Raw genomic sequence first — 26269 nt, forward strand, 5'->3', positions numbered from 1 at the left:
TTCGCTCTCGGGAGCGGTCGAGGTCAGGTCTCCCGGGCCGCCTGCTCCACCAACGGGATGACGCGCAGCGGCACCGGGTTCTCCATCACGATCGCCGTGGCGGCCCGGACGATGCCATCAAAACCCACAACCCGGTCGATCACCCGCTGGAGGTCGCCGTTCGAGCGGGCCACCAGGCGGCACAGCATGTCGCCCTCCCCGGTGATGGTGTGCAGCTCCAGCACCTCCGGGACCTCGGCCAGGTGCGCCCGTACGTCCGGGCCCTGGCCCTGGCGGATCTCCAGCGTCGCGAAGGCCGTGACGCGGTAGCCCAGGGCCGCCGGGTCGACGTCCGGGCCGAAGCCGCGGATGACGCCGTTCGACTGGAGGCGGTCCATCCGCGACTGCACCGTGCCCCGCGCCACCCCCAGCCTGCGCGACGCCTCCAGCACCCCTATCCGCGGCTCCCGCGCCAGCAGCACGATCAGCCGGCCGTCCAGCTCGTCGATCCCCATCAGGCCACCCTCCCCACTTCCGCATGGTCATCCTGTACAGATGGGCCGCCCATACTGACGGGTCACCGGACACCTTGCCCAGTGCTTCCGCGAACTATTGCGCAGCTTGCGGAACGGAGTGAAGCTGCGGCCATGGCAGCGACATCGACGAACCCCCAGGCCCCCCAGTCCGCCCCCACCACCGCGCGCGAGGCCGACCCGTTCCCCGTCAAGGGAATGGACGCCGTGGTCTTCGCGGTCGGCAACGCCAAGCAGGCCGCCCACTACTACTCCTCCGCCTTCGGGATGAAGCTCGTCGCCTACTCCGGGCCGGAGAACGGCAGCCGCGAGACCGCCTCCTACGTCCTGGAGAACGGCGGGGCCCGGTTCGTCCTCACCTCCGTCATCAAGGCCAGCACCGAGCGCGGCGCCTTCCTGGAGAGCCACGTGGCCGCCCACGGCGACGGCGTCGTCGACCTCGCCATCGAGGTGCCCGACGCCCGCGCCGCCTACGCCTACGCCGTCGAGCACGGCGCCACCGGCCTGGAGGAGCCGCACGAGGTCAAGGACGAGCACGGCACCGTCGTCCTCGCCGCGATCGCCACCTACGGCAAGACCCGCCACACCCTGGTGGAGCGCTCCGGCTACGCGGGCCCCTACCTGCCCGGCTACGTCGCCGCCGAGCCGATCGTCGCCCCGCCCGCCAAGCGCACCTTCCAGGCGATCGACCACTGCGTGGGCAACGTCGAACTCGGCAGGATGAACGAGTGGGTGGCCTTCTACAACAAGGTCATGGGCTTCACCAACATGAAGGAGTTCGTCGGCGACGACATCGCCACCGAGTACTCCGCCCTCATGTCGAAGGTGGTCGCCGACGGCACGCTCAAGGTCAAGTTCCCGATCAACGAGCCGGCCGTCGCCAAGAAGAAGTCGCAGATCGACGAGTACCTGGAGTTCTACGGCGGCGCCGGTGTCCAGCACATCGCGCTCGCTACCAACGACATCGTGCGGACCGTGCGCACCATGCGCGAGGCCGGGGTCGAGTTCCTCGACACCCCCGACTCGTACTACGACACGCTCGGCGAGTGGGCCGGTGAGACCCGCGTGCCGGTCGAGACCCTGCGCGAGCTGAAGATCCTCGTCGACCGCGACGAGGACGGCTACCTGCTGCAGATCTTCACCAAGCCGGTCCAGGACAAGCCGACCGTCTTCTTCGAGATGATCGAGCGGCACGGCTCCATGGGCTTCGGCAAGGGCAACTTCAAGGCCCTCTTCGAGGCGATCGAGCGCGAGCAGGAGCGCCGCGGCAACCTCTGACCAAGGTCCGCCCCGACGGGGGGCGACGGCCCGCCACCCGCACCCCGGGAGGCGGGCCGTCGGCGTACGGCCGGGCCAGGGCGGTCCGGCCCTGGCCGGACCGGTCCACGGCCACCACCGCGCCGCCCGCCGCAGCCGCCCCACGCCGGCGGCGGTCGGCGGACGCGGGCCCGGCTGGCGGTCGGCGGCGCGGAGTCGCGCGGGAGGCCGGGAGAGCGCCGGGCCGCCAGGCGGCAGGCGCGGGCGCGGGGCGCGCCACCCCGGGCAGCGGTGCGCGGGGGCCGTCCGAGGCCCCGTACCGGACCGCCCGCTCTCCCCGCCCACGCCGCACACGGTGCGCCGGTACGACGATCCCGGCGACGGCAAGCCGCCGGTGGCCGACGGGTTCACACCGATGGCCGCCGGTGCCACCCTGTGCCCATGCCTGAGCCGCAGCTGCCCGCGCCCCCCGTCGCAGAGCCACCCGCGCCCACCGGCCCCACCGCCCTCCTCGACCGGCTCCGCGAGGGCCTGCCCCCGGAAGCCGTCCTCACCGACCCCGACGTCACCGCCGCCTACGCCCACGACATGGCGAGCTTCTGCGAGGCCGGCAAACCCGCCGCCGTCGTGCTGCCCCGCACCACCGAACAGGTGCGGCACGTCATGCGGACCGCCACCGCGCTGCGCGTCCCCGTCGTCCCGCAGGGCGCCCGCACCGGACTCTCCGGCGCCGCCAACGCCGTCGACGGCTGCCTCGTCCTCTCCCTGGTCAAGATGGACCGCATCCTGGAGATCGACCCCGTCAACCGCATCGCCGTCGCCGAACCCGGCGTCGTCAACGCGGTCCTCTCCCGCGCCGTCGAGGAACACGGCCTCAGCTACCCGCCCGACCCCTCCTCCTGGGAGACCTGCACCATCGGCGGCAACATCGGCACCGCCTCCGGCGGCCTGTGCTGCGTCAAGTACGGGGTCACCGCCGAGTACGTCCTCGGCCTCGACGTGGTCCTCGCCGACGGCCGTCTGCTCACCACCGGCCGCCGCACCGCCAAGGGCGTCGCCGGGTACGACCTGACCCGGCTCTTCGTCGGCTCCGAGGGCAGCCTCGGTGTCGTCGTCAAGGCCGTCCTCGCCCTCAGGCCCCGCCCGCCCCGGCAGCTCGCACTCGCCGCCGAGTTCCCCTCGGCCGCCGCCGCGGGGGACGCCGTCTGCCGGATCATGGCCGAGGGGCACACCCCGTCCCTGCTCGAACTCATGGACCGCACCACCGTCCGCGCCGTCAACGCGATGGCCCGCATGGGCCTGCCGGAGACCACCGAGGCACTGCTGCTCGCCGCCTTCGACACGCCCGACCCGGCGGCCGACCTCGCCGCCGTCGGCGCCCTGTGCGAAGCCGCCGGAGCCACCGGCGTGGTCCCCGCCGACACCGAGGCCGAGTCCGAACTCCTCCTCGCCGCACGGCGGATGGCGCTGGTCGCCCTGGAGGCCGTCAAGGGCACCACGATGATCGACGACGTCTGCGTGCCCCGCTCCCGCCTCGCCGAACTCCTCGAAGGCGTCGAGGAGATCGCCGCCCGGTACGACCTCACCATCGGCGTCTGCGCCCACGCCGGCGACGGCAACACCCACCCCACGGTCTGCTTCGACGCCACCGACGCCGACGAGGCCCGCCGCGCCCGCGAGTCCTTCGACGCGATCATGGCACTCGGGCTGGAACTGGGCGGCACCATCACCGGCGAGCACGGCGTCGGCGTCCTCAAGAAGGAGTGGCTCGCCCGCGAACTCGGGCCCACCGGCGTCGAGGTGCAGCGCTCGGTCAAGGCGGCCCTCGACCCGTACGGCCTCCTCAACCCCGGCAAACTCTTCTGACCCGCCGCCCTCCCCCGCGTCAACCCGGCATGACGGGTGCCCCCTCGGCGCGCCCGGATGCGGGGGAGGGGACGGCCGGGCTCACTCGCCGTCCGGCCCGGGCGCCTCGTCCGACCACAGGTCGCCGCGCCACAGGTCGTCCGCGGGGGCGGGCTCCAGCAGCCGGGCCAGGCCCGCGTCCAGCTCCAGCCGCTCGTGCTCCGTGCCCGGGGGCACCAGCGCGAGAGTGCGCTCCAGCCAGGCCGACACCGCCACCGAGGGCGCCTGGAGCATCGCGTCCCCGTCCGGTGAACTCAGTGCGATCTGCAACACGTTGCGCCCGTCCACCTTCGACGGCCAGATCCGCACGTCCCCGTGGCCGCACGGCCGGAACACCCCCTCCACCAGCAACTCCCGCGCGAACGTCCAGTGCACCGGGTTCCGCGAACCCAGGTGGAAGGTGACACTCACCGCGAACGGATCGGCCACCGCGTACACCAGCCGCGCCGGGACGGCGATGCTCCGCTCGGGCGAAAGGACCAGCCGCAGTACCAACTCGCGTTCCACAACGGTGTTCATCTCGGTGCGCTCCTCAGCTCTCCCGCAAAGTCCGGCCCCCCGGGGCCGGACGTCCTGCCGTCCGCCCGCCCCCGCAGGGCCGCCGGATGGTCCGTCACCAGGCGAGAGCCCGCCCGGTGCCGGGCATTACGCGACTTCGGCGGAGATCTTTTCCGTCGCCCCCGCGACCGTCCGCACGTCCCCCTCCGTACAGTGCCCGGCGCCGCCCGCCCACGGGCCGGTCCGCGCACACCGGCCCGCCGGGCTGGGAGTTCTGATAAATGTGGACGCCACCACAACACCCCCGAACAGATACGGGACGACGGACCATGAGCGCCCCCACTCCGGCACCCGGTGACGACAGGCCCGGCCCGGCCTACTACCCCGACCCGTCCATCCCCGGCTACGTCCGGTACTGGAACGGCGCCTCCTGGGTCCCGGGCACCAGCCGCCCGGCCCCCGCCGACGGCGAACCCCTGCCCGCGCCGCCCCCGGGCTCCGTCCCCGCACCACCTCCCGCCGCCCCGGCCCCCGCCGAGGAGACCGGCCCCGTCTTCCTCGACGAGGACCCGGCCGCCCCCAGCGCCGAGGGCCCGGCCCGCGACAGGGCCTGGGGCGCCGACCCCGCCCGCCAGTCCGGCTTCGGCGGTGCCGGGGACCACCGCGTCTCCTGGGGCGGCGGCGACCCGGCCGTCCCCGACCCGCGCACCGGCGAGCCCGTCGCCCGGGCCGAGCCCGCCGAGGGCGCCCTGATGTTCCGCCGCCCGTCCGGCCCCGTCACCCCGGCCGCCCGCCGCGACGACGCCGCCGCACCGCCCGGTCTGTCCCAGGCCCCCGTGGACCCGCGCGGCACCTCCGCCCCGGCCGCGCCCGCCACCCCCGCGCAGCGCCAGGACCCCGGCACCCTGTCGATGCGGGCGCTGCCCCGCCCCCCGGCGCCCGCTGCCGAGCAGCCCGCCGCCCCGTCCCCGCCGCCCCGGTCCCAGACCCCGCCGAGCGCCGCCGAGCAGCCCACCGCCCAGCCGCCCGCCGCCCCGTCCCTGCCCGCCCAGGCCCAGCCGCCCGCCGCCCAGCCGCCCGCCGCCCAGCCGCCCACCGCCCAGCCGCCCGCCGCCCCCGCTGCCGCCGTCCCCCAGCCCCGGCCCGCCACGGCCCGGCCCGGCTGGGCCCAGCCGTCGGCCTCCGCCGCCCCGGCCGTCCCCGGGCCCGGCCGGGCCGACGAGAACGTCCCCGTGGTGCCGTGGAAGCCGCCCGTCGAGGACCCGTTCCTCGCGGCCGCCCGCGCGCAGGCCGCCGCCCGCCCGGCCGGGCTCGGGCGCCGGCTGGCCGCCCGGCTCGTCGACACCCTGGTGGTGGGCGCCGTCACCGGGGCCGCCGCCGTCCCGCTGGCGGCGCGCGCCCGCGACCACATCGACGCCAAGATCGAGACCGCCAGACTCTCCGGACGGACCGTCACCGTCTGGCTCGTCGACGGCACCACCGCCGGATACCTCGGCGCGGCCCTCGCCGTCCTCCTCCTCTTCGGGGTGGTCTACGAGGCGCTGCCCACCGCCAAGTGGGGCCGCACCCTGGGCAAGAAGCTGCTCGGCCTGCGCGTCCAGGACATCGAGGAGCACGACGCCCCGGCCTTCGGGGCGGCACTCAGGCGCTGGCTGGTGTACAGCGTCCCCGGGCTCCTGGTGATCGGCGTGGTCGGCGTCCTGTGGTGCCTCTTCGACCGACCCTGGCGCCAGTGCTGGCACGACAAGGCGGCCCGTACCTTCGTCGCCCGATAGGCCCAGCCCCCGCCCGCCGCCTCCCCCGGACGGCGGCCCGGCGGATGCGGCCGGACCCGGGGCGGGGTCGACTCGCCCCATGACGACCGAACCGCCGCCCCCCGGGTCCGGCCCCTCGCCGGACGACGACCCGTTCCGCAAGCCGCCCCGGTCCGGCGGCGGCAGCCCGTACGACCCGCCGCCCGGCGGGGGCGAACCGTACGGCCGCAATCCGTACGACACCCCCCCGCCCCCCTCCGGCGGCGGCCCCTACGGCGGCGCCGGAGGAGGCGGCCCGTACGGCGGCGACCCGCTGGCGGGGATGCCGCCGCTGGCGCCGAGCGGCAAGCGCATCCTGGCCCGCGTCATCGACATGATCATCGTCGGCATCGTGGTCTGGCTGCTGTCGCTGCTGTTCAGCGTCGGCACCTGGGACACCGACGTCGACGACATCGACGCCGGCAAGTCCTTCGGCCAGTCGCTGATCGCCGCGATCCTCTACATCGGCTACGACACGATCCTCATCGCCCGCACCGGCCAGACCGTCGGCAAGCGGCTGATGCACCTGCGCGTCGCGGACCTGAGCAACGGCGCGACCCCCAGCACGCAGACCTCACTGATCCGCGCGGCCGTCCTCTGGCTCCCCTTCGCCTTCTGCTGCGCCTGCGTCTGGACCGTCATCTGCGGCGGCTGGAGCTTCTTCGACCGCCCGTACAAGCAGGGGCTCCACGACAAGGCGGCGAAGACCGTCGAGGTCACCACGGCCTGAGGAGCGCTCATCCCGTGGAAAACCCCCGCCTCGTGCGGGTCGCCCCCGTCGTCCTCCGCCGGGCGGCGGGAGAGGGGCGCTTGGCGCGCGTGGTCCGTCTCGCGGACGTCGGCGGTGCGGTCGCGCAAGCGGATCCCGGCCGCCGCCGGTCCCGTGCGGCGCACCGTGCGGGGCGTCGGTCTCGTTTCGCGTAAGGCCGGCGCCACCGGGCCGGGCCGGTGGGCCATCGGCATCCCGTGACCGGGACCCCGTACTCGCTCGGCGCGGGCCGGGCGTCCCCCGCCGGCCCCGGGACGGCCTCCGCACGGCCGGCGACGTGCCGGGAAGCCCTGATCCGGCGCCGCGCGCCCGCCGCCGCGTCAGGAGCGGTCGGCCCGACTCAGGGACGCGTGCCGACGGACCCCGTGAGACGGCCGGCCCCGGCGCTCCGCGCGGCCGTGGCGGGTCGGCCCGCCTGAACCGCCGGGCGCGTCCGGGGGCCGGCCCACCGCGGCGCGGAGCCCGAGGCCCGAGCGCGGTGGCCGCGACCAGGGCGGCGCCCGCGCCCCCGGTCGTCCCGGTGAGCAGCAGCAGGGCGAGCGTGGCGAGCACCACGGTGGCCGAGCCGGTGGCGTACGGCGGGGGTGGGGCGAGCCTGGGCGGGCGGGCCGTCCTCGGCGTAGGGGTGTCGAGCCTCGGGTCCCGAGGGACGGACGGCGAGGCGGTGGCGGATTGGTGCGGCCGGCCGCTCGGGTGGGGCACCGGGCGGCCGGGCCGGGCCGTGTGGGCCTCAAGGGAGGCGATGCCCCACCCCCGTGAGCGGTAAGCCGCCCGCCTCGTCGGCGGTGAGGCACGCGGGGGCGCACGGGGTCACCGGGTGCGGAAGGCCGGCGCGCGGTGGCGCGCGGCCGTACAGTCGCCCGGCGCCCGGGTGCCCGTTCCTCTCAACGGGGCGTCCGCATAACGCCATTGACCTGTTCAAGTCAAGACCTGTCTTTTCTGTCGCCACTCCGGTCGAATGTCGTCACTTGTGTTCCGTGCCGGGCGCGGACGCGGCAACAGGCCGCAGTCCCCGGCGCCCGGCCTCTCGGGAGGACAGCGCACACGTGAGCAGAGATCGCAGAGCCTTCAGGGCCACCGCCCTGGGCGTGGCCGTCGCCGCGATAGGCGCCACCACCGTGGCGGTCGGCACCGCACAGGCGGCCGACCGCCCGGCGGGAGACGACCCGGCCGTCGAGCGCCGGGACCCGGCGCCGGCCAAGGGCCACGTCGAGCACAACCTCGAAGGCCCGTTCAGCGAGAAGCAGGAGAAGCAGCGCGGCGAGGCCCTGCGCCAGCTCATATCGGGCGACAAGAAGGCCAGCCAGCGCGGTGCCTCCCGGGTCCTCAGGCTCGACGACGGCAAGTACGTCGAACTGGGCCGTGAGAAGACCGACCAGATCTTCACCATCCTCGTGGAGTTCGGCGACAAGGTCGACGACACCACGATGTACGACCCGGACGGCCCCGAGGGCCCCGAGGAGCCCGTCGCCAAGTACGGCGGGGAGCCCGGCCCGCAGCGCAACCAGATCGCCGAGCCCGACCGGAAGAACGACAACTCCACGGACTGGAAGGCGGACTTCTCCCAGGAGCACTTCCAGGACCTGTACTTCTCCACGGAGAAGAACAAGGAGTCGGTCAAGAAGTACTACGAGAAGCAGTCCTCGGGCCGCTACTCGGTCGACGGCGAGGTCGCCGACTGGGTCAAGGTCGACTACAACGAGGCCCGTTACGGCTCCAACTACTGCGGCGACACCAACTGCGCCAACGTCTGGGACGTCGTCCGCGACGGCGTCACCAAGTGGGCCGAGGGCCAGAAGGCCGCCGGCCGCACCGACGCCGAGATCAAGGAGCAGCTGGCCACGTACGACACCTGGGACCGCTACGACTTCGACGGCGACGGCGACTTCAACGAGCCCGACGGCTACATCGACCACTTCCAGATCGTGCACGCCGGCGAGGACGAGTCCGCGGGCGGCGGCGCCCAGGGCACCGACGCCATCTGGGCCCACCGCTGGTACGCCTACGGCACCGACGCCGGCAAGACCGGCCCCGCCGGCAACAAGGCGGGCGGCGCCCAGATCGGCGACACCGGTGTCTGGGTCGGCGACTACACCATCCAGCCCGAGAACGGCGGCCTCGGCGTCTTCGCCCACGAGTACGGCCACGACCTCGGCCTCCCCGACCACTACGACACCAGCGGCGCCGGCGAGAACTCCACCGCCTTCTGGACGCTGATGTCCTCGGGCTCCTGGCTCGGCACCGGCAAGACCGAGATCGGCGACCTGCCCGGTGACATGACCGCCTGGGACAAGCTCCAGCTGGGCTGGCTCGACCACGCCACCGCCAAGGCCGGCACCAGGTCGACGCACAAGCTGGGCCTCGCCGAGTACAACACCGAGGACAAGCAGGCCCTCGTGGTCGAGCTGCCCGAGAAGGAAGTCACCACCACCATCACCGAGCCCGCCGAGGGCTCCGCCCAGTGGTGGTCCGACAGCGGCGACGACCTCAAGAACACCCTGACCCGCCCGGTCGACCTCACCGGTAAGTCCGCCGCCGCCCTGGATCTCAAGGGCTGGTGGAACATCGAGGAGAACTACGACTTCCTCTACACCGAGGTCTCCACCGACGGCGGCGCCGACTGGACCGCGCTCGACGGCACCGTCGACGGCAAGCCCCTGCCCCGCGACGGCGGCGACACCCCCGCCCTGCACGGCGTCTCCGACGGCTACCGCGCGCTCTCCTTCCCGCTGGACGCCTACGCCGGCCAGAAGATCGAGCTGCGGTTCCGCTACCAGACCGACGGCGGCCTGGCCGAGCCCGGCTTCGCCGCCGACGCGATCTCCCTGACCGCCGACGGCGAGGAGCTCTTCGCCGACGGGGCCGAGGACGGCGACAACGGCTGGACCGCCGACGGCTTCCAGCGCATCGGGGCCTCCTTCACCCAGGACTACCCGCAGTACTACATCGCCGAGAACCGCCAGTACACCAGCTACGACACCACGCTGAAGACCGGCCCGTACAACTTCGGCTGGAGCTCGACGCGCCCCGACTGGGTCGAGCACTTCCCCTACCAGAACGGTCTGATGATCTGGCTGTGGGACACCTCCCAGAAGGACAACAACACCGGCGTCCACCCCGGTGAGGGCCGCGTGCTGCCGATCGACGCCCACCCGAAGGCCGAGAAGTGGGCCGACGGGACGATCATGCGCAACCGTGTCCAGGCGTACGACGCGCCGTTCAGCCGGTACCCGACGCAGGGCTTCACCCTCCACCAGGACGGCAAGCCCGCCAAGGTCAAGCCGAAGCCCGGCATCCCGGCCTTCGACGACGGCTTCCCCGGCCGGTACTACGACGCGTCGAACCCCACCGGTTCGGTCAAGGTCACTGACACCGGCACCCGGATCTCCATCACCAAGGAACCGCTGAGCGGCAAGACGATCACGGTGAAGGTCGGACCCTCGCTGAAGTAGCCCGCGAACCGCAGGCCAGAGCCGTATCGGCCGCCGCCCCCTAGCGGGCGGCGGCCGATCGCGCTTAGATGCACCCGTGACCGTCTTATTGACACGACTTCTCACGGGGGTGAGCTGAGGGATGGCCGCAGGCGGATTTGTCCGGATGCCGGGGGGCAGCGTGGTCGTCGCGCTGAGTCTGCCCGCGCCTGTGCAGGCCACAGGGGCGGGGGAGCAGCGGGTGCGGGTGCTCGTCCACGCCAAGAACAGGGCCCGGGCCCTGACCCGGCTCCGTAATCTCGGCCTGCGCGCCGTCTACCTCCGGGGGAACGCCGCGCCGCCGACGCCGGACGAGATCACGGCCGTCCTGCACCATCCCGACGGCCTCATATGGCGCGCGGCGGCCACACCGTCCGCGGACGCGCCCGTCTCCCGCCCTCCCGAGCTGTGGCGCCCCATCCGCGCCCTCCTCACCTGACCCGGACCACCCTTCTCCGTCCCGGCCGAGCCCCGGACGGAGCGGGACCGCAGCTCAGCCCGTCCGGCGCGAGGCCGGTCTGCGACCGGCACGGTCGGGACGGTGCCCAGGCGCATCTCAGCCCGGTCGGCGTTCGAGGCCGACCTGTGACCGGTGCGGGCACACCGGCACATGGGCAGAGGGCGGCCCAGCTCAGTTCCGGTACGCCTCCCCGGTGACGGAGACACCCGCCTCCCGGAGTTCGGCCACGGCGGCGGCGACGGAGTCGGGCGCGACCCCGGCGGCGAGGTCGAGCAGGACCCGCGTGCCGAACCCTGCCGACAGGGCGTCCAGCGCCGTGGCCCGGACGCAGTGGTCGGTCGCCAGCCCGACCACGTCGACATCGGTGACCCCCTGCTCCCGCAGCCAGTCCGCCAGGCCGACCCCGTTCTCGTCGGCCCCCTCGAACCCGCTGTAGGCCGCCGTGTACGCCCCCTTGTCGAAGACGGCCTCGACGGCGCCGGAGGCGAGGGCGGGTGCGAAGTTCGGGTGGAAGCCCGCCCCTTCGGTCCCGGCGACGCAGTGCGGTGGCCAGGAGTCGCGGAAATCGGGCCGGGCCGAGAAGTGGTCGCCCGGTTCTCTGTGGTGGTCGCGGGTGGCGACGACGTGGTCGTACAGCTCCCGTCCGGGCCCGTCGAGGTGCTCGGTGATCGCGGCGGCCACCTCCGCCCCACCGGTGACGGCGAGGCTGCCGCCCTCGCAGAAGTCGTTCTGGACGTCGACGACGATCAGTGCGCGGCGCATGGCGTGTCCTTCGGTGGCGGGGCGGATACGGAGGTGCGGCGGGGCCGGGCCGCTCCCTCTGCCGAGCGTAGGCACCGGCGGCCCCGGGCGGCAGGGGCGGGCGGGCCTCAGCCCGGCTGCTGAGCCAGGTACTCGGTGGGGATGACCGGCTCGCCCTTGGAGAGCTGGGTGGCGGAGAGCGGCAGCGCGGCCCGGGCGGCGGCGTGCCGTTCGCGCGCCACGTCCATCGGCTCCCGCCCGACCACCTCGCCGTCGCGCACCAGCTCCACCAGCAGCTGCGCGTCGGCCAGCTCCGCCGGAACCGGCCCGGTCCCGACCACCTCGGCCTCGGCGACCCCCTCGGAGTCGCGGCGCCGGGCCGCCCACTTCCGTCCGCCCAGCGAGGTCTTCCCGCCCAGCGACTTCTTCGCCACCGGCTCCAGCGGCGCCCCCGGCTCGGTGGAGCGGGCCCGTGCCACCAGCTTGTAGACCATCGAGCAGGTCGGGTGCCCGCTGCCGGTCACCAGCTGGGTGCCGACCCCGTACGCGTCCACCGGCGCCGCCGCCAGCGAGGCGATGGCGTACTCGTCGAGGTCGGAGGTGACGACGATCCGGGTGTCGCGCGCCCCCAGCCGGTCGAGCTGATCGCGGACCCGGTGGGCGACGAGCAGCAGGTCCCCGGAGTCGATCCGGACCGCGCCCAGCTCCGGCCCGGCCACCTCGACGGCGGTCCGCACGGCCTCCTGGACGTCGTAGGTGTCGACCAGCAGCGTCGTGTCCCGGCCGAGCGCGGCCACCTGCGCCTCGAAGGCGTCCCGCTCGCTGTCGTGCAGCAGGGTGAAGGCGTGCGCGCTGGTCCCGGCGGTCGGGATGTCGTAGCGGAACCCGGCGGCCAGGTCGGAGGTGGTGGTGAAGCCGCCGATGTACGCGGCACGGGAGGCGGCCACCGCCGCGAGTTCGTGGGTGCGGCGCGCCCCCATCTCGATCAGCGGCCGCCCGGCGGCCGCCGAGGACATCCGGGAGGCGGCTGCCGCGATGGCCGAGTCGTGGTTGAGGATGGAGAGGATCACCGTCTCCAGCAGCACGCATTCCGCGAAGGTGCCCTCGACCCGCAGCACCGGGGAGCCGGGGAAGTACACCTCGCCCTCCGGGTAGCCGACGATGTTCCCGCTGAAGCGGTGGCCGGCCAGGTAGGCGAGAGTCGCCTCGTCGACGACGCGGTGGGTCCGCAGGTGGTCGAGCTGGGCCGGCTCGAAGCGGAAGTGCTCGACGGCGTCCAGGACCCGGCCGACCCCGGCCAGCACGCCGTAGCGGCGGCCCTCGGGGAGCTTGCGGGTGAAGACCTCGAAGACGCAGGGGCGGTCGGCGGTCCCGGCGGCGAGGGCCGCCTGGAGCATCGTCAGCTCGTAGTGGTCGGTGAACAGGGCCGTGGACGGCACCGCGACCGGCAGGCGCAGCGCGCCCTCGCCGGTCCGGGCCGGCCGGTCACCGGGTGCCGTGTTCCTGGGTTCCGCAGTGCTCACGGGGACAACCTCGCATTTCCGGGTGCGGCCGACGACCGCCACAGCGGCGGGCACGGCTGGATGCTACCGCACTTAGCGTCAGTATGACGATTTCGAGCGCCGAGGCCCACCCGTGCGGCGCGGAACCTTACGGGCCATGCCGTTTGTGCGCTTGCGCGCCCCGGATGGCAGCATGGGCAGGGTGAGTGTGTCGCCCGCAGAGACCGAGCAACCCGCAGCGGCGGAGGAGACCTTCGCCGTGCCCGAACCCGACCTGCCCTGGGTCACCATCGTCCACAACGACCCGGTGAACCTGATGAGCTACGTCGCCTACGTCTTCCAGGCGTACTTCGGGTACTCCAAGGAGAAGGCCAACAAGCTGATGCTCGACGTCCACCACAAGGGGCGCGCCGTCGTCTCCAGCGGCAGCCGCGAAGAGATGGAGCGCGACGTGCAGGCCATGCACGGCTACGGGCTCTGGGCCACCCTCCAGCAGGACCGCGCCTGATGGCCGGGCACTTCGAGCCCACCGAGAAGGGCGCCGCGGCCACCCTCGACGCCGTCGAGATCTCCATCATCCGCTCGCTGGCCGTCCAGCTCCTGGAGCTGATCGGCCCCGGCGACGACAACCTCGGCGACGACCCGCTCGCCGAGCTGTTCGCCGAGGGCCCGAGCGAGGCGCCCACCGACCCCGTCCTGCGCCGCCTCTTCCCCGACGCGTACGCCGACCCGGCCACCGCCGCCACCGCTCAGGAGGCCGAGGAGCTGCGGGAGCGTTCGGCCGAGTTCCGCCGCTTCACCGAGAACGACCTGCGGGCCGCCAAGCGCGCGTCCGCCCTGCTGGTCGTCCGCACCCTCGACGCCGTCCCGGTCGACAGCGAGGGCGGCGGCACCGTCGAGCTGACCCCCGACCAGTCCCGCCAGTGGATCGGCGCCCTCAACGACCTGCGCCTGGCCATCGCGGCCCGGCTCGACCTGCGCGACGAGTCCGACACGGACGAGCTGTTCCAGCTCCCCGACTCCGACCCGCGCAAGCCCATGGTCATCGCCCAGCTGTGGCTGGCGGGCCTCCAGGAAAGCCTGATCGAGACGCTGGCTGGTTCTCTTTGAGCTTCGCTCGCCGCCGGGGCGCCCGCGTCGTCGTCGAGCCACCCGACGCGCTCGTCCGCTTCGCCCCCTGCACGCGACGGGCGTCTTGACGACGACGCGCCCCTTCGGCTCCCGGAGCCGACTTGTCGCGGGGCGGCGGGGAGACGCGTCGGTGCGATCGCGCGTCATCGGTTGATCTCCGGCGGCGGCGGGGCTGCAATGGCCCGGAGTGGTCGCGCGCCGCAGTGGCGCCCGTCCTCGTCCCCAGGGAGGGTCAGCCCGATGAACGTGTCTTCCTCGTCGCCGCAGTCCGGAGCCGGACCCGCGGGCGGGTCGCCCGTCGCCGTGGGCGCCCTCGTCCCGCTGACCCGGCCCGGCTGGACCGAGGCGGGCCGGCAGTTGCTCGCGGGGCTGGAGCTGGCCGTGGGTGAGGTGAACGCGGGCGGCGGGATCGGCGGGCGGCCGATGGAGCTGCTGGTGCGGGACACCGCGGCGGACCCGGAGCGGGCCGAGGCGGCCGTCGAGGAGCTGGCGGGGCTCGGGGTCGCCGCCGTGGCGGGGGAGTACCACAGTGTCGTCGCCCGGGCCGCCGCCGGCCGGGCCGAGGCGCTCGGGGTGCCGTTCCTCTGCTCCTCGGCGGTGCTGGACGCGCTCACCGAGGAGCCGGCCGCATGGGTCGCGCGGCTGGCCCCGGCCCAGTCGTACGGCTGGCGGAGCTACGCCGACTTCCTCCTGGCGGCGGGTCACCACCGGATCGCCGTGGCACGGCAGGCGAGCCTCTACTGGGAGACGGGGACCCGCATCCTGCGCGACCACCTGGGGCAGCGGGGCGGCTCCGTCACCGAGCTGGACGCCGACGCGCTCACCCCCGGGGAGCTGTGCGACGCGCTGGCCGAGGACGGTGCGACGGCGCTCCTGCTGCTCGCCGGGACCCCGGAACCGGCGGTCCCGCTGGCCCGTGCCGTCCGCGCCGACCGGCGGCTCGGCGGGGTGCTGATCGGGGCCCCGGCCGGGCAGCCGGAGTTCCCGGGGTGGCTCGCGGCGCTGGGCGCGGACGGTGCCGGGGTCCCCTTCCTGCGTTACCTGCCGGAGCGGCCCGGCCCGCTGGCCGTCCGCGTCGGCGAGGCGCTGCGGGCGCGGCTGGGCGAGGAGCCCTCCTTCGTCGCCTACGAGGGGTGGGACACCGTGGCCGTCCTCGCTGAGGCGCTGCGGACGTACGGCACCGGGCGGGCGGACCTGGTCCGGGCCTGGGAGGGCGGGACGGTCGCGGGCACCCGGGGCGAGATCCGGTTCTCCCGGCTGCCGGGGACCGGGGTGCGGCAGTGGGCCTGGCCGCCGGTCCAGGTGGCCGATCGGGACCCGGCGGAGCCGGGCCGGTTCCGCGTACTGCACCAGGGCTGAGCCCGCAAGGCGGGGCCTGGCTCCGGGGGGCCCGGGGGCGCCTTCCGGAGCCTGCCGCGGCCGGGGCGCTGTTCGCCCAACGGACGCCCAAATCCGCATAATGATGGCGTCAAAGGCCCGGCCGCCTATGCCGTCCGGCAGGCGGAATGTCCCCTTCTGTTTGTGGACCGGGTCACAGACGGCCAAGTGGAATGAAAGCTTCCGCGTGGTAGACCTTCACGACCACCCGCGCGGACGCCACCCCTGTCCTCGCGGGCGCGTCCCCGCCGGTGGACCCCGGTGGGTGGTACTCCACATCCACATCCGGGGGATCGGGACCCGGGTCACGGCCGACGGAAGGCCGCGATCCGGCGGAGAAAGGCGCAATCATGTCCTCGACTCAGGTCGACACCGTCAGCGACGGAGAGCCGGGCCCCGGGCGAGGCGGCCCGTCCGCGCCGCACGGCGCCGAGGGTTACCAGCGGGGCCTCGGCGCCCGTCAGATCCAGATGATCGCCATCGGCGGGGCCATCGGCACCGGCCTCTTCCTCGGCGCGGGCAAGGCCATCTCGAAGGCCGGCCCCAGTCTCATCCTGGCCTACGCGATCGCCGGCCTCGTCATCTTCTTCATCATGCGCGCCCTGGGCGAACTGCTGATGTACCGGCCGGTCTCCGGCTCCTTCTCGGAGTACGCCCGCGAGTTCATCGGCCCGTTCGCCGGGTTCGTCACCGGCTGGACCTACTGGCTGTTCTGGGTGGTCACCGGCATCACGGAGGTGACCGCCGCCGCCCAGTACATGACGTACTGGTTCCCCGTCCCGCAATGGGTGTCGGCCCTGCTGTTCACGGTCATCCTCTACGGGGCCAACCTGATCTCCGTGAAGATCTTCGGTGAGCTGGAGTTCTGGTTCTCCATGGTCAAGGTCACCGCCATCGTCGGCATGATCCTGATCTGCGTCGGCATCCTCACCCTCGGCTTCTCCGACGCCGGGGACACCGCGACCGTCGCCCACCTGTGGAACCAGGGCGGCTTCTTCCCGGAGGGTGTCGGCGGCACGCTCATGACGCTCCAGATCGTCATGTTCGCCTTCCTCGCGGTCGAGCTGGTCGGCGTCACCGCCGGCGAGTCCAAGGACCCGGAGAAGACGCTGCCCAAGGCGATCAACACCGTGCCGTGGCGCATCGCCGTCTTCTACGTCGGCGCGCTGATCATGATCCTCTCGGTGGTGCCCTGGAGCGAGTTCCAGGCGGGCGTCAGTCCCTTCGTCGCGGCCTTCGAGAAGATGGGGCTCGGCGTCGGCGCGGCCATCGTCAACTTCGTCGTGCTGACGGCGGCGCTCTCCTCCTGCAACTCCGGCATGTACTCCACCGGCCGGATGCTGCGCGACCTCGCCCTCAACGGGCAGGGCCCGACGTTCTTCACCCGCCTCACCCGCAGTGGCACCCCGCTGGCCGGCACCACCTTCTCGGCGGCGCTCATGATGGTCGGCGTCTGGATCAACTACCAGTGGCCCGGCGAGGCGTTCAACTACGTGGTCTCCTTCGCCACCATCTCCGGCATGTGGGCCTGGGTGATGATCCTGGTCTGCCAGATCCGCTACCGGGCCAAGGCCGACCGCGGCGAGCTGCCGGTCTCCCCCTTCCGGGCGCCGGGGGCACCGTTCACCAGCTGGTTCGCGCTGCTCTTCCTCGCACTGGTCGTGGTGATGATGGGCATCGACCCGGACACCCGGATCTCGCTGTACTGCGCGCCGCTCTGGGCCGCCGCCCTGCTCGTCTCCTACCGGGTGCTGCGCGCCCGCGACCCGCAGAACACGGCGTTCGCCAAGCGCTGACGGCAGGCCCCCGGGCCGGCCTCCGGACACCCCTTGTCCACCATGCGGGCCCGCTCGTACCACCCCTCGGTACGGACGGGCCCGTCTGCTTATCCTGGGCCCATGCTGACTCTGACCCAGGCCCTCCACGACCAGATCGTCGCCCACGCGCGCGCCGACCACCCCGACGAGGCGTGCGGCATCGTGGCCGGCCCGGCGGGCGGCGACCGGCCCGAGCGGTTCGTCCCGATGCTCAACGCCGCCAGGTCCCCCACCTTCTACGAGTTCGACTCGATGGACCTGCTCAAGCTCTACCGGGAACTGGACGACCGGGACGAGGAGCCGGTGATCGTCTACCACTCGCACACCGCCACCGAGGCGTACCCCTCGCGCACCGACGTGACCTACGCCAACGAGCCGAACGCCCACTACGTCCTCGTCTCGACCGCCGACACGGACGACGCCGGCCCCTTCCAGTTCCGGTCGTTCCGGATCGTGGACGGTGAGATCACGGAGGAAGACGTGCAGGTGGTGGCGGAGTACCCCGCCGCCGACTGAGGCCGGTTCCGGGCGCCGGCGGGGGCTCCGGGGCCCCGTTTCCCCGGTCTGTCCGTCATGCGGCCGCAAACCGTCCGCCAGTCAAGACGGAGCTGCGGAACACCGTGCGGGAATCGATACGATGACCGCATGGTTCCCCATGACGTGAGCGACAGGACGCGGGGCACGGCGCCCACCGCACTGTGCTCCGCCTCCACCCACCTCCTGGGAGCCTTCGGACGCGGAGCCAGTCAGCGCCTGCACGTCGACCTGTGCCGGACCACCAGCACCATCTGTCAGGGCTGATCCCGCCCCGACCGCCCGAACCCGCGGCCCCGCGCCCGACGGGCACCCCCGTGCAGCCGAGCCGCGCACGCACGCCGTACCCACTCCACGACAGGAGCCCACGCCATGGCCATCGAGGTCCGCATCCCGACCATCCTCCGCACCTACACCGACGGCGCCAAGACCGTCGAAGGCAGCGGCACCACGCTGGGCGAGCTGATCGACGACCTGGAGACGCGGCACGCCGGGATCAAGGAGCGCATCGTCGACGGCGAGCAGCTCCGCCGCTTCGTCAACGTCTACCTGAACGACGAGGACGTCCGCTTCCTCGACGCGATCGACACCAAGGTCGCCGACGGGGACAACGTCACCATCCTCCCGGCCGTCGCCGGCGGCTCCGCGGCGCTCTGATGCGCTACGACTCCCCGCTCGCGGCCGTCGGGAACACCCCGCTGGTCCGGCTCCCGAGGCTGTCGCCCGCCGAGGACGTACGGATCTGGGCCAAGCTGGAGGACCGCAACCCCACCGGCTCCGTCAAGGACCGCCCGGCCCTGCACATGGTCGAGCAGGCCGAGAAGGACGGCCGGCTCACCCCGGGCTGCACCATCCTGGAGCCCACCAGCGGCAACACCGGCATCTCGCTCGCCATGGCGGCCAAGCTCAAGGGCTACCGCATCGTCTGCGTCCTGCCCGAGAACACCTCCCGGGAGCGGCGCGACCTGCTCGCCATGTGGGGTGCGGAGATCGTCTCCAGCCCGGCCGCCGGCGGCTCCAACACCGCCGTCCGCCTCGCCAAGGAACTGGCCGCCGAGCACCCGGACTGGGTCATGCTCTACCAGTACGGCAACCCGGACAACGCGGGCGCCCACTACGCCACCACCGGCCCCGAGATCCTCGCCGACCTCCCCTCGGTCACCCACTTCGTGGCCGGGCTGGGCACCACCGGCACCCTGATGGGCGTCGGCCGCTACCTGCGCGAGCACAAGCCCGACGTCGCGATCGTCGCCGCCGAACCCCGGTACGACGACGTGGTCTACGGGCTGCGCAACCTCGACGAGGGCTTCGTCCCCGAGCTGTACGACGCCTCCGTCCTCACCACCCGCTTCTCGGTCGGCTCCGCCGACGCGGTCGGCCGCACCCGGGAACTGCTCCAGCGGGAAGGCATCTTCGCCGGGGTCTCCACCGGCGCCGCCCTGCACGCGGCCATCGGCGTGGGCCGCAAGGCGGCCAAGGCCGGCGAGAGCGCCGACATCGTCTTCGTCGTCGCCGACGGCGGCTGGAAGTACCTCTCCACCGGCGTCTACACCGCCGCCACCACCGAAGAGGCGATCGAGACCCTGCACGGCCAGCTCTGGGCCTGATCCCCTCGGTCCCCGGCCGGGCTCCCGCGTGGAGCCCGGCCGTACGTGTGCCCGCACCCTTCCCGCCGCCGCGCCACGCCCGGGCAGGAGGAGCCCGCACACCACCCGGACCCCCGCTCCCGCCGCACTCCGAACCGGTGACACGCCAGGTGAGTTGCCCCACAACCGACCGGCGCGCGGGACCGGGCACCCCCTTCGGCCCGTAGTCTCGACGGACCCGCACGCCCCCCGTCCGTATCAGACAGCGCGGAGGTTCCAGCTCCATGAAGCTCACCGTCGTCGGCTGCTCCGGGTCGTTTCCGTCCGCGGAATCGGCGTGTTCGAGCTACCTCGTCGAGGCCGACGGCTTCCAGCTGCTCCTCGACATGGGCAACGGCGCCCTGGGCGAGCTGCAGCGCCACACCGGTCTCTACGACCTCGACGCGGTCTTCCTCAGCCACCTCCACGCCGACCACTGCATCGACATGTGCGCCTACTTCGTCGCCCGGTACTACCGGCACGGCGACGGCCCCTGCGACGCGCTGCCGGTGTACGGCCCCGAGGGCACCCAGCAGCGGCTCATCACCGCCTACGGCGACAGCTCCGCCGAACACATGCCGGAGGTCTTCGACTTCCGCACCCTCACGGACGGCGCCTTCGAGCTGGGCCCCTTCCAGATCCGCACCGTCCGCGTCCCGCACCCCGTCGAGGCGTACGCGATCCGCGTCGAGCACGACGGCCGGTCGCTGACCTACTCCGGCGACACCGGGCCCTGCGCCGAGATCGACGCCCTCGCGGCCGGCACCGACCTCTACCTCTGCGAGGCGGCCTTCACGCACGGCAAGGAGAACATCCCCGACCTGCACCTCAACGGCCGCGAGGCGGGCGAGTCCGCCCAGCGCGCCGGAGTGGGCCGGCTGCTCCTCACCCACATCCCCCCGTGGACCGACCCGCGCACCAACCTCACCGACGCCCGCGAGGTCTACGACGGCCGCGCGGAACTGGCCGAGGCCGGCGTCACGTACACGGTCTGAACCAGTACACGTCCGCACGCACGGAGCGCCGGGCTTCCCCGACCGGGAGCGACGGGGTCACGCCTTCGTCGTGTCCTCGACCTCCTCCTCGTCCTCCCTGCCCGGGGTCTTCAGGTCGAGCTTGGTGATGAGGACGCGGAAGACCACGTAGTAGACGACGGCGAAGGCGAGGCCGATCGGGATGATGAGCCAGGGTTTGGTCGCCAGGCCCCAGTTGATGACGTAGTCGATCAGGCCGGCCGAGAAGCTGAAGCCGTCATGGACGCCGAACGCCCAGGTCACCGCCATCGAGACCCCGGTCAGCAGGGCGTGGATGACGTAGAGGACCGGGGCGATGAAGAGGAACGAGTACTCCAGCGGCTCGGTGATGCCGGTGACGAAGGAGGTCAGGCCCACCGAGAGCATCAGGCCGCCGACCTCCTTGCGGCGGTGCGGCTTGGCGGAGTGGGCGATGGCGAGGGCGGCGGCCGGCAGGGCGAACATCATGATCGGGAAGAAGCCCGAGGTGAACTGGCCGGCCGTCGGGTCGCCCGCCAGGAACCGGGTGATGTCGCCGTGCACGACCTGGCCGTCCGGCGTGGTGTAACTGCCGAACTGGAACCAGATGGGCACGTTGAGGAACTGGTGCAGGCCGATCACCAGCAGCGCCCGGTTGGCGACACCGAAGATGCCCGCGCCCCAGGAGCCGAGCCCGATCAGCCAGTCGCTGAAGCTCTCCAGGCCGCTGCCGATCGGCGGCCAGATCCACAGGCAGAGCGCGGCGAAGGCGATGGCGACGAAGGCCATGATGATCGGCACCAGCCGGCGGCCGTTGAAGAAGCCCAGCCAGTCCACCAGCCTGGTCCGGTGGAACCGCTGCCAGAAGTAGGCGGCCAGCAGGCCGATGACGATGCCGCCGAACACTCCCGGGTTCTGGAACTCGTACGCCACCACCGAGCCGTCGGCCGCCTGACACCCCGCCAGTACGTCCTTGGTGTCGGCCGGGCAGTCCTTCGGGAACTGCTGGAGGACGTTGTAGTAGACGAGGAAGCCCGCGACCGCCGCCAGCGCGGTCGAGCCGTCGGACTTCTTGGCCATGCCGATGGCCACGCCCACGCAGAACAGCAGCGGCAGCCCGATGTTCGGGTCGAGCAGACCACCGCCCGCGCCCGCCATCACCTTGGCGACGCCCGACCAGCCCAGCCCCTCGTCGCCGAAGACGTCCGGCTGGCCGAGCCGGTTGAGGATGCCCGCCGCCGGCAGGACGGCGATCGGGAGCTGCAGGCTGCGCCCCATCTTCTGGAGGCCCTGGAAGAGGCTGTTCCACCACCGCTTGCGGGGGAGTGCCTCGTTCGGCGTGCTCATCGGCATCCTCCTGCGCGGCCGGCCGGCCCGCTGTCGCCTGCTGGTGACCGCCATCCTTCGGGACGTCAGGTTTGCCCGCCCGCGAAGTTGGGCCAACCGTGCGCTAACGTGACGAACCGGACCGGTCGCGCCCGGTCGGCGCCCGTACACCCCGAGGGAGAACCCATGGCCAGCAAGGCTGAGAAGATCGTCGACGGGCTCGGCGGCATCGAGAACATCGACGAGGTCGAAGGCTGCATCACCCGCCTGCGCACCGAGGTCCACGACACGTCGAAGGTCGACGAAGCCGCGCTCAAGGCCGCCGGCGCCCACGGCGTGGTGAAGATGGGCACCGCCGTCCAGGTCGTCATCGGCACCGACGCCGACCCGATCGCCGCCGAGATCGAGGACATGATGTAGGGGCGGAACGGTACGTGCCCGGGGGCCGCCCTCCTCGTGCGGAGGCGGCCCCGTCGTCGTGCGCCGGCCACCGGGGACCACCGCCCGCCGGTGACCGCGTAGGCTCCTCGCCATGGATCGCATCGACGGCCGCACGCCCGACCAGCTTCGCCCCCTGACCATCGAACGCAGCTGGAGCAAGCACGCGGAGGGCTCCGTACTGGTCGCCTTCGGCGACACCAAGGTCCTCTGTACCGCCTCCTTCACGGAGGGCGTCCCGCGCTGGCGCAAGGGCAGCGGCGAGGGATGGGTCACCGCCGAGTACTCGATGCTGCCGCGCGCCACCAACACCCGCGGCGACCGTGAGTCCGTGCGCGGCAAGATCGGCGGCCGCACCCACGAGATCTCCCGCCTCATCGGCCGCTCGCTGCGCGCTGTCATCGACTACAAGGCGCTCGGCGAGAACACGATCGTCCTCGACTGCGACGTCCTCCAGGCCGACGGCGGCACCCGCACCGCCGCCATCACCGGCGCCTACGTCGCGCTGGCCGACGCCATCGCCTGGGCCCAGGGCAAGAAGATCATCAAGCCCGGCCGCAAGCCGCTGACCGGCAGCGTCGCCGCCGTCAGCGTCGGTATCGTCGGCTCCACCCCGCTCCTGGACCTCTGCTACGAGGAGGACGTGCGCGCCGAGACCGACATGAACGTGGTCTGCACCGGCGACGGGCGCTTCGTCGAGGTCCAGGGCACCGCCGAGGGCGCCCCCTTCGACCGCGACGAGCTGAACGCCCTGCTCGACCTCGGCGCCGCCGGCTGCGCCGACCTGACGAAGGGGCAGCTCGCCGCGCTGGCGGAATGAGCCCCGCGCTCACGGGTGCCGGGTAAAGAAACGATCAAGTCACAGGGCAACCGGAGCCCTCTCCCGGGCGTCCCCTAGGTGTGCGGGCCGGCATCGGCCGGTCCCGCGTCCACGCCCGGGAGAGGAACCCCCATGCCCACGAGCCGCCGCCTTGCCACCGCGACCACCGGCGCCGCCCTGCTCGTCCCCTTCCTGCTGGGATGCGGGGCGCTGGAGAAGGCGGCCGACTGCGTACGCACCGCCGACGCGATAGCCGAGTCCGTCGTCGACCTCCAGCGGGCGTTCGACGGGGCGACCGAGGAGCCCGGGCAGGCGGCCGAGGCGCTCGACCGGATAGACAAGAGCGTCGACGCCGTTCAGAAGGAGACCGGCGACGCCGACGTCAAGAAGGCCGTCGAGCACCTCGACACGGCTGTGGGGAATGTGCGGGACTCCATCGAGAAGGGCGACGAGGTCCCTGACATCAGCCCGGTCGTGGACGCGGCCGGCGAGCTGACCAAGGTCTGCACGCCGTAGCCGGTGCGGGAGTCGGCCTCAAGCGCCGGCCGGGCTGTTCTGGGCTGGGCTTCGGATGCCCGCATCCGTCAAAGACGGCCTCAAGCGCCGGCCGGGCTGTTCTGGGCTGGGCTTCGGATGCCTGCATCCGTCAGAGTCGGCCTCAAGCGCCGGCCGGGCTTCGAGGGGCCTTGGGTGGAGGCCGGGCTTCGAGGGTGGTTCAAGTGGTGGCCGGGCGGCAGTAGCGGCGTGGCTGGGGGCTGGCGCTGACGTCTGTTCACCTGGCGCCCCCTCCGCGGCCGGCGCCTGAAGCGGCCCACGGACCGTGTCCGATACTGAGGGCATGACCCGCCTGATTCTCGCCACCCGGAACACCGGAAAGATCACCGAGCTGCGCGCGATCCTCGCCGACGCCGGCCTCACCCATGAACTCGTCGGCGCCGACGCCTACCCGCAGATCCCCGACGTCAAGGAGACCGGCGTCACCTTCGCCGAGAACGCCCTGCTCAAGGCACACGCCCTGGCACAGGCGACGGGCCTGCCCGCGGTCGCCGACGACTCCGGCCTCTGCGTCGAGGTGCTGGGCGGAGCCCCCGGCATCTTCTCCGCCCGCTGGTCCGGCCGGCACGGCGACGACCAGGCCAACCTCGACCTGCTCCTCGCCCAGCTCGCCGACATCGCCGACCCGCACCGCGCCGCCCACTTCGCCTGCGCCGCCGCCCTGGCGCTCCCCGACGGCACCGAGCGCGTCGTCGAGGGCCGCCTCACCGGCACCCTCCGCCACGCGCCCGCAGGCGCCAACGGCTTCGGCTACGACCCGATCCTCCAGCCCGACGGCGAAACCCGCACCTGCGCCGAACTCACCCCCGCCGAAAAGAACGCCATCAGCCACCGCGGCAAGGCTTTCCGCGCCCTGGCCCCGGTCGTCCGAGAACTCCTCACCTGACACCCCCGCGCCAACTGACCGAACCACCCCCACCCCGGCCAACCCCCACCCCGGCCGGCGCTTGAGGCCACCCCTTTCGGCCGGCCCGAAGGACAGGCGGGAAAGGAAAAACCCGGACCACCACAAGGTGGCCCGGGTTGTGCGGCCGGAGGGACTCGAACCCTCACGGGCAATGCCCACTGGGACCTAAACCCAGCTCGTCTGCCAGTTCCGACACGGCCGCGAGCAGCGCCATCCTACCGGCAGCCCCGGGCCTGAGACAGGGCTAGAACTTGGGATCGGGCGACTGCGCGTCCAGGATCTCCTGCGCCTCCTCCTCGGTCGCCACCGAGGGCGGCGACCCGGCGAGCGGCCGGTGCGCCGTCTCCTTCATGCAGGCGACCGCGATGATCCCGACCAGCGCCGCCGCCATCGCGTAGTAGGCGGGCATCATGTCGTCCCCGGTGATCCCGATCAGTCCGGTGATGACCAGCGGGGTGGTGCCGCCGAAGAGCGAGGCGGAGAGGTTGTAGCCGACCGAGAGGGAGCCGTACCGCACCGGCGTCGGGAAGAGCGCGGGGAGCGCCGCCGACATGGTGCCGAGCAGGCAGACCAGGGAGAGGCCGAGCATGAGCATGCCGCCCGAGACGGCGATCAGGCTGCCCTGCTTGACCAGCAGGAACGACGGGATGGAGAGGAAGAAGAAGCTGATCATGCCGGCCATCAGCAGCGGCTTGCGCCCGAAGTGGTCGCTGAGCCTGCCCACCTGGTTCATGATCAGCATCAGCAGCACCATCACGCCGATCAGGATGAGCAGCCCGTGGCTCTCGTCGTAGCCCATCTCGTCGGAGAGGTACGTCGGCATGTACGACAGCAGCATGTAGTCGGTGATGTTGTACGCGCCGACCAGGCAGACGCAGAGGATCAGCGAGGGCCAGTAGCGGCGGAAGATCTTCGCCAGGTCGCCCTTGTGGGTGGTCTCCACGCCGTCCGCGGCCTCGGTGGCGTGCGCGGCGGTGCCGTCCTCCAGCTTCTGGAAGGCCGGGGTCTCGTCCAGCTTGAGCCGCAGGTAGATGCCGACGAAGCCGAGGGGGCCCGCGACCAGGAACGGGATGCGCCACCCCCAGCTCTCCATCGCCCCGTCGTCCAGCACCGCGTAGAGCCCGGTGACCAGGCCCGCTGCGCCCGTGTAGCCGAGCAGGGTGCCCAGCTCCAGGAAGCTGCCGAAGAATCCGCGCCGCTTGTCGGGCGCGTACTCGGCGATGAAGGTCGAGGCGCCGCCGTACTCCCCGCCGGTCGAGAATCCCTGCACCAGCCGGAAGAGGATCAGCAGCAGCGGCGCCCAGAAGCCGATCGAGTCGTACGAGGGGATCAGGCCGATGCAGAAGGTGCCCAGCGCCATCAGGACCATCGTCAGCGCCAGGACCTTCTTGCGGCCCAGCCGGTCGCCCATCGGGCCGAAGAACATGCCGCCCAGCGGTCGCACCAGGAAGGCCACGGCGAAGGTGGCGAACGAGGAGAGCAGCTGCGCCGTGTCGTTCTCGGACGGGAAGAACACGTGGCCGATGGTGACCGCGAGGTAGGAGTAGATCCCGAAGTCGAACCACTCCATGGCGTTGCCGAGCGAGGCGGCCTTCACCGCGCGCTTGACGGCCCGCTCGTCGGTGACGGTGATGTCACTGCGCCGCAGCCGGGGGTTCCTGCGCTGATGGACGGCACGGAAGAGGCGGGGGTGCCGTTTGACCGCCTCCGGGTCGTCCCCGGCCTGCGGGCCGCTGTCGGCCATGGCTGCTCCCTTTCCCTCGGCGGTGGTTGCAGGGACTGCTTCTGCGCGCGCATCGCACCCGCAAACCGCCACGCCGTAGAAGTGTGGCCCCGCTCG

25 protein-coding genes and 1 tRNA gene are annotated in these 26269 nt (G+C 72.7%); 19 read left to right on the forward strand and 7 right to left on the reverse strand.

From position 1 onward, the window contains the following. Positions 1-23: 23 nt before the first annotated feature. A complete protein-coding gene (locus ACSLIC_RS17670) occupies positions 24-494 on the reverse strand; it encodes an Lrp/AsnC family transcriptional regulator (RefSeq protein WP_100457756.1) in 471 nt (156 codons plus the stop codon). Between the two features lie 132 nt (positions 495-626). On the opposite strand from ACSLIC_RS17670, the gene hppD reads away from it, so the two are divergent. Together hppD and ACSLIC_RS17680 are read left to right on the forward strand one after the other, a co-directional pair. Continuing rightward, complete coding sequence (hppD, locus tag ACSLIC_RS17675) at positions 627-1790, forward strand: 4-hydroxyphenylpyruvate dioxygenase (RefSeq protein WP_436738667.1); 1164 nt, start codon at positions 627-629, stop codon at positions 1788-1790. Positions 1791-2210: 420 nt separating this feature from the next. Then, complete coding sequence (locus ACSLIC_RS17680; protein WP_436738668.1) at positions 2211-3635, forward strand: FAD-binding oxidoreductase; 1425 nt, start codon at positions 2211-2213, stop codon at positions 3633-3635. Positions 3636-3716: 81 nt separating this feature from the next. Here ACSLIC_RS17680 and ACSLIC_RS17685 read toward each other — a convergent pair whose 3' ends face one another. Next, positions 3717-4193: an SsgA family sporulation/cell division regulator gene (locus tag ACSLIC_RS17685; protein ID WP_436738669.1), complete on the reverse strand. Its 477-nt coding sequence runs from the start codon at positions 4191-4193 to the stop codon at positions 3717-3719. Positions 4194-4501: 308 nt separating this feature from the next. On the opposite strand from ACSLIC_RS17685, the gene ACSLIC_RS17690 reads away from it, so the two are divergent. From ACSLIC_RS17690 to ACSLIC_RS17705, 4 genes are all read left to right on the forward strand, one after another. Further along, complete coding sequence (locus ACSLIC_RS17690; RefSeq protein WP_436738670.1) at positions 4502-5947, forward strand: RDD family protein; 1446 nt, start codon at positions 4502-4504, stop codon at positions 5945-5947. 79 nt (positions 5948-6026) lie between these two features. Further along, positions 6027-6695, forward strand: coding sequence for an RDD family protein (locus ACSLIC_RS17695; RefSeq protein ID WP_436738671.1), 669 nt, complete (start codon positions 6027-6029; stop codon positions 6693-6695). A 1085-nt stretch (positions 6696-7780) separates the two neighbouring features. Next, on the forward strand, positions 7781-10186 hold the full coding sequence (locus ACSLIC_RS17700; RefSeq protein WP_436738672.1) for an immune inhibitor A domain-containing protein: 2406 nt from the start codon (positions 7781-7783) through the stop codon (positions 10184-10186). 121 nt (positions 10187-10307) lie between these two features. Continuing rightward, positions 10308-10643 carry a hypothetical protein gene (locus ACSLIC_RS17705; RefSeq protein ID WP_436738673.1) on the forward strand — a complete coding sequence of 112 codons (336 nt, stop codon included), beginning with the start codon at positions 10308-10310 and terminating at the stop codon, positions 10641-10643. 192 nt (positions 10644-10835) lie between these two features. Here the strand turns inward: ACSLIC_RS17705 and ACSLIC_RS17710 are convergent, their stop codons facing one another. Next, entirely contained in the window at positions 10836-11426 is a 591-nt protein-coding gene (locus ACSLIC_RS17710) for a nicotinamidase (protein WP_436738674.1), read from the reverse strand. A gap of 107 nt (positions 11427-11533) precedes the next feature. Then, the gene (locus tag ACSLIC_RS17715) at positions 11534-12928 is read right to left on the reverse strand and encodes a nicotinate phosphoribosyltransferase (RefSeq protein ID WP_436738675.1); all 1395 of its coding nucleotides are present in this window, start codon (positions 12926-12928) and stop codon (positions 11534-11536) included. Between the two features lie 172 nt (positions 12929-13100). Here ACSLIC_RS17715 and clpS point away from each other — a divergent pair, with 172 nt between their 5' ends. The 9 genes from clpS (at position 13101) to ACSLIC_RS17760 (ending at position 20386) form a co-directional block, all read left to right on the forward strand. Continuing rightward, positions 13101-13415 carry an ATP-dependent Clp protease adapter ClpS gene (clpS, locus tag ACSLIC_RS17720; RefSeq protein ID WP_030696422.1) on the forward strand — a complete coding sequence of 105 codons (315 nt, stop codon included), beginning with the start codon at positions 13101-13103 and terminating at the stop codon, positions 13413-13415. After that, positions 13415-14017, forward strand: a complete 603-nt coding sequence (locus ACSLIC_RS17725; protein WP_436738676.1) for a DUF2017 domain-containing protein — start codon at positions 13415-13417, stop codon at positions 14015-14017. Before clpS ends, ACSLIC_RS17725 begins: the two co-directional genes overlap by 1 nt. Positions 14018-14278: 261 nt before the next feature. Then, the gene (locus ACSLIC_RS17730; protein ID WP_436738677.1) at positions 14279-15397 is read left to right on the forward strand and encodes an ABC transporter substrate-binding protein; all 1119 of its coding nucleotides are present in this window, start codon (positions 14279-14281) and stop codon (positions 15395-15397) included. A 368-nt stretch (positions 15398-15765) separates the two neighbouring features. Beyond that, complete coding sequence (locus tag ACSLIC_RS17735) at positions 15766-17211, forward strand: amino acid permease (RefSeq protein WP_436738678.1); 1446 nt, start codon at positions 15766-15768, stop codon at positions 17209-17211. A gap of 102 nt (positions 17212-17313) precedes the next feature. Continuing rightward, entirely contained in the window at positions 17314-17748 is a 435-nt protein-coding gene (locus tag ACSLIC_RS17740; RefSeq protein WP_436738679.1) for a Mov34/MPN/PAD-1 family protein, read from the forward strand. A gap of 129 nt (positions 17749-17877) precedes the next feature. Continuing rightward, positions 17878-18033, forward strand: a complete 156-nt coding sequence (locus ACSLIC_RS17745; RefSeq protein WP_436738680.1) for a putative leader peptide — start codon at positions 17878-17880, stop codon at positions 18031-18033. A 105-nt stretch (positions 18034-18138) separates the two neighbouring features. After that, the gene (locus ACSLIC_RS17750) at positions 18139-18423 is read left to right on the forward strand and encodes a MoaD/ThiS family protein (protein ID WP_436738681.1); all 285 of its coding nucleotides are present in this window, start codon (positions 18139-18141) and stop codon (positions 18421-18423) included. Next, positions 18423-19373, forward strand: coding sequence for a PLP-dependent cysteine synthase family protein (locus ACSLIC_RS17755; RefSeq protein ID WP_436738682.1), 951 nt, complete (start codon positions 18423-18425; stop codon positions 19371-19373). The genes ACSLIC_RS17750 and ACSLIC_RS17755 overlap by 1 nt, the downstream gene beginning before the upstream one ends. A 263-nt stretch (positions 19374-19636) precedes the next feature. Continuing rightward, entirely contained in the window at positions 19637-20386 is a 750-nt protein-coding gene (locus tag ACSLIC_RS17760) for an MBL fold metallo-hydrolase (RefSeq protein ID WP_436738683.1), read from the forward strand. A gap of 57 nt (positions 20387-20443) precedes the next feature. Here ACSLIC_RS17760 and ACSLIC_RS17765 read toward each other — a convergent pair whose 3' ends face one another. Continuing rightward, positions 20444-21730, reverse strand: coding sequence for a PTS transporter subunit EIIC (locus ACSLIC_RS17765; RefSeq protein ID WP_436738684.1), 1287 nt, complete (start codon positions 21728-21730; stop codon positions 20444-20446). A gap of 165 nt (positions 21731-21895) precedes the next feature. Between ACSLIC_RS17765 and ACSLIC_RS17770 the strand changes: the two genes are divergently transcribed. From ACSLIC_RS17770 to rdgB, 4 genes are all read left to right on the forward strand, one after another. Continuing rightward, positions 21896-22129, forward strand: a complete 234-nt coding sequence (locus ACSLIC_RS17770; protein WP_436738685.1) for a glucose PTS transporter subunit EIIB — start codon at positions 21896-21898, stop codon at positions 22127-22129. 112 nt (positions 22130-22241) lie between these two features. Next, complete coding sequence (gene rph, locus ACSLIC_RS17775) at positions 22242-22967, forward strand: ribonuclease PH (protein ID WP_436738686.1); 726 nt, start codon at positions 22242-22244, stop codon at positions 22965-22967. A 132-nt stretch (positions 22968-23099) separates the two neighbouring features. Next, the gene (locus tag ACSLIC_RS17780; RefSeq protein ID WP_436738687.1) at positions 23100-23483 is read left to right on the forward strand and encodes a hypothetical protein; all 384 of its coding nucleotides are present in this window, start codon (positions 23100-23102) and stop codon (positions 23481-23483) included. Positions 23484-23805: 322 nt separating this feature from the next. Then, positions 23806-24408 carry an RdgB/HAM1 family non-canonical purine NTP pyrophosphatase gene (rdgB, locus tag ACSLIC_RS17785; RefSeq protein WP_436738688.1) on the forward strand — a complete coding sequence of 201 codons (603 nt, stop codon included), beginning with the start codon at positions 23806-23808 and terminating at the stop codon, positions 24406-24408. A gap of 140 nt (positions 24409-24548) precedes the next feature. Here the strand turns inward: rdgB and ACSLIC_RS17790 are convergent. Together ACSLIC_RS17790 and proP are read right to left on the reverse strand one after the other, a co-directional pair. After that, positions 24549-24631 (reverse strand) — tRNA-Leu (locus ACSLIC_RS17790). A 42-nt stretch (positions 24632-24673) separates the two neighbouring features. Continuing rightward, entirely contained in the window at positions 24674-26173 is a 1500-nt protein-coding gene (gene proP, locus ACSLIC_RS17795; RefSeq protein WP_436738689.1) for a glycine betaine/L-proline transporter ProP, read from the reverse strand. Between the last annotated feature and the right edge of the window lie 96 nt (positions 26174-26269).

This window comes from Streptomyces sp. BBFR102, from assembly GCF_051397025.1.
In the GTDB taxonomy this organism is placed as follows: domain Bacteria; phylum Actinomycetota; class Actinomycetes; order Streptomycetales; family Streptomycetaceae; genus Streptomyces.

Coding starts and splice junctions, on each gene's coding strand:
- ACSLIC_RS17670 (WP_100457756.1), bottom strand. CDS start 494: ATGGGGATCGACGAGCTGGACGGCCGGCTGATCGTGCTGCTGGCGCGG.
- clpS (WP_030696422.1), top strand. CDS start 13,101: ATGGGCAGGGTGAGTGTGTCGCCCGCAGAGACCGAGCAACCCGCAGCG.
- ACSLIC_RS17745 (WP_436738680.1), top strand. CDS start 17,878: ATGGTTCCCCATGACGTGAGCGACAGGACGCGGGGCACGGCGCCCACC.
- rdgB (WP_436738688.1), top strand. CDS start 23,806: ATGACCCGCCTGATTCTCGCCACCCGGAACACCGGAAAGATCACCGAG.
- ACSLIC_RS17690 (WP_436738670.1), top strand. CDS start 4,502: ATGAGCGCCCCCACTCCGGCACCCGGTGACGACAGGCCCGGCCCGGCC.
- ACSLIC_RS17695 (WP_436738671.1), top strand. CDS start 6,027: ATGACGACCGAACCGCCGCCCCCCGGGTCCGGCCCCTCGCCGGACGAC.
- ACSLIC_RS17770 (WP_436738685.1), top strand. CDS start 21,896: ATGGCCAGCAAGGCTGAGAAGATCGTCGACGGGCTCGGCGGCATCGAG.
- ACSLIC_RS17760 (WP_436738683.1), top strand. CDS start 19,637: ATGAAGCTCACCGTCGTCGGCTGCTCCGGGTCGTTTCCGTCCGCGGAA.
- ACSLIC_RS17780 (WP_436738687.1), top strand. CDS start 23,100: ATGCCCACGAGCCGCCGCCTTGCCACCGCGACCACCGGCGCCGCCCTG.
- ACSLIC_RS17750 (WP_436738681.1), top strand. CDS start 18,139: ATGGCCATCGAGGTCCGCATCCCGACCATCCTCCGCACCTACACCGAC.
- proP (WP_436738689.1), bottom strand. CDS start 26,173: ATGGCCGACAGCGGCCCGCAGGCCGGGGACGACCCGGAGGCGGTCAAA.
- hppD (WP_436738667.1), top strand. CDS start 627: ATGGCAGCGACATCGACGAACCCCCAGGCCCCCCAGTCCGCCCCCACC.
- ACSLIC_RS17730 (WP_436738677.1), top strand. CDS start 14,279: ATGAACGTGTCTTCCTCGTCGCCGCAGTCCGGAGCCGGACCCGCGGGC.
- ACSLIC_RS17725 (WP_436738676.1), top strand. CDS start 13,415: ATGGCCGGGCACTTCGAGCCCACCGAGAAGGGCGCCGCGGCCACCCTC.
- ACSLIC_RS17735 (WP_436738678.1), top strand. CDS start 15,766: ATGTCCTCGACTCAGGTCGACACCGTCAGCGACGGAGAGCCGGGCCCC.
- ACSLIC_RS17740 (WP_436738679.1), top strand. CDS start 17,314: ATGCTGACTCTGACCCAGGCCCTCCACGACCAGATCGTCGCCCACGCG.
- ACSLIC_RS17765 (WP_436738684.1), bottom strand. CDS start 21,730: ATGAGCACGCCGAACGAGGCACTCCCCCGCAAGCGGTGGTGGAACAGC.
- ACSLIC_RS17705 (WP_436738673.1), top strand. CDS start 10,308: ATGGCCGCAGGCGGATTTGTCCGGATGCCGGGGGGCAGCGTGGTCGTC.
- ACSLIC_RS17680 (WP_436738668.1), top strand. CDS start 2,211: ATGCCTGAGCCGCAGCTGCCCGCGCCCCCCGTCGCAGAGCCACCCGCG.
- ACSLIC_RS17685 (WP_436738669.1), bottom strand. CDS start 4,193: ATGAACACCGTTGTGGAACGCGAGTTGGTACTGCGGCTGGTCCTTTCG.
- ACSLIC_RS17755 (WP_436738682.1), top strand. CDS start 18,423: ATGCGCTACGACTCCCCGCTCGCGGCCGTCGGGAACACCCCGCTGGTC.
- ACSLIC_RS17710 (WP_436738674.1), bottom strand. CDS start 11,426: ATGCGCCGCGCACTGATCGTCGTCGACGTCCAGAACGACTTCTGCGAG.
- rph (WP_436738686.1), top strand. CDS start 22,242: ATGGATCGCATCGACGGCCGCACGCCCGACCAGCTTCGCCCCCTGACC.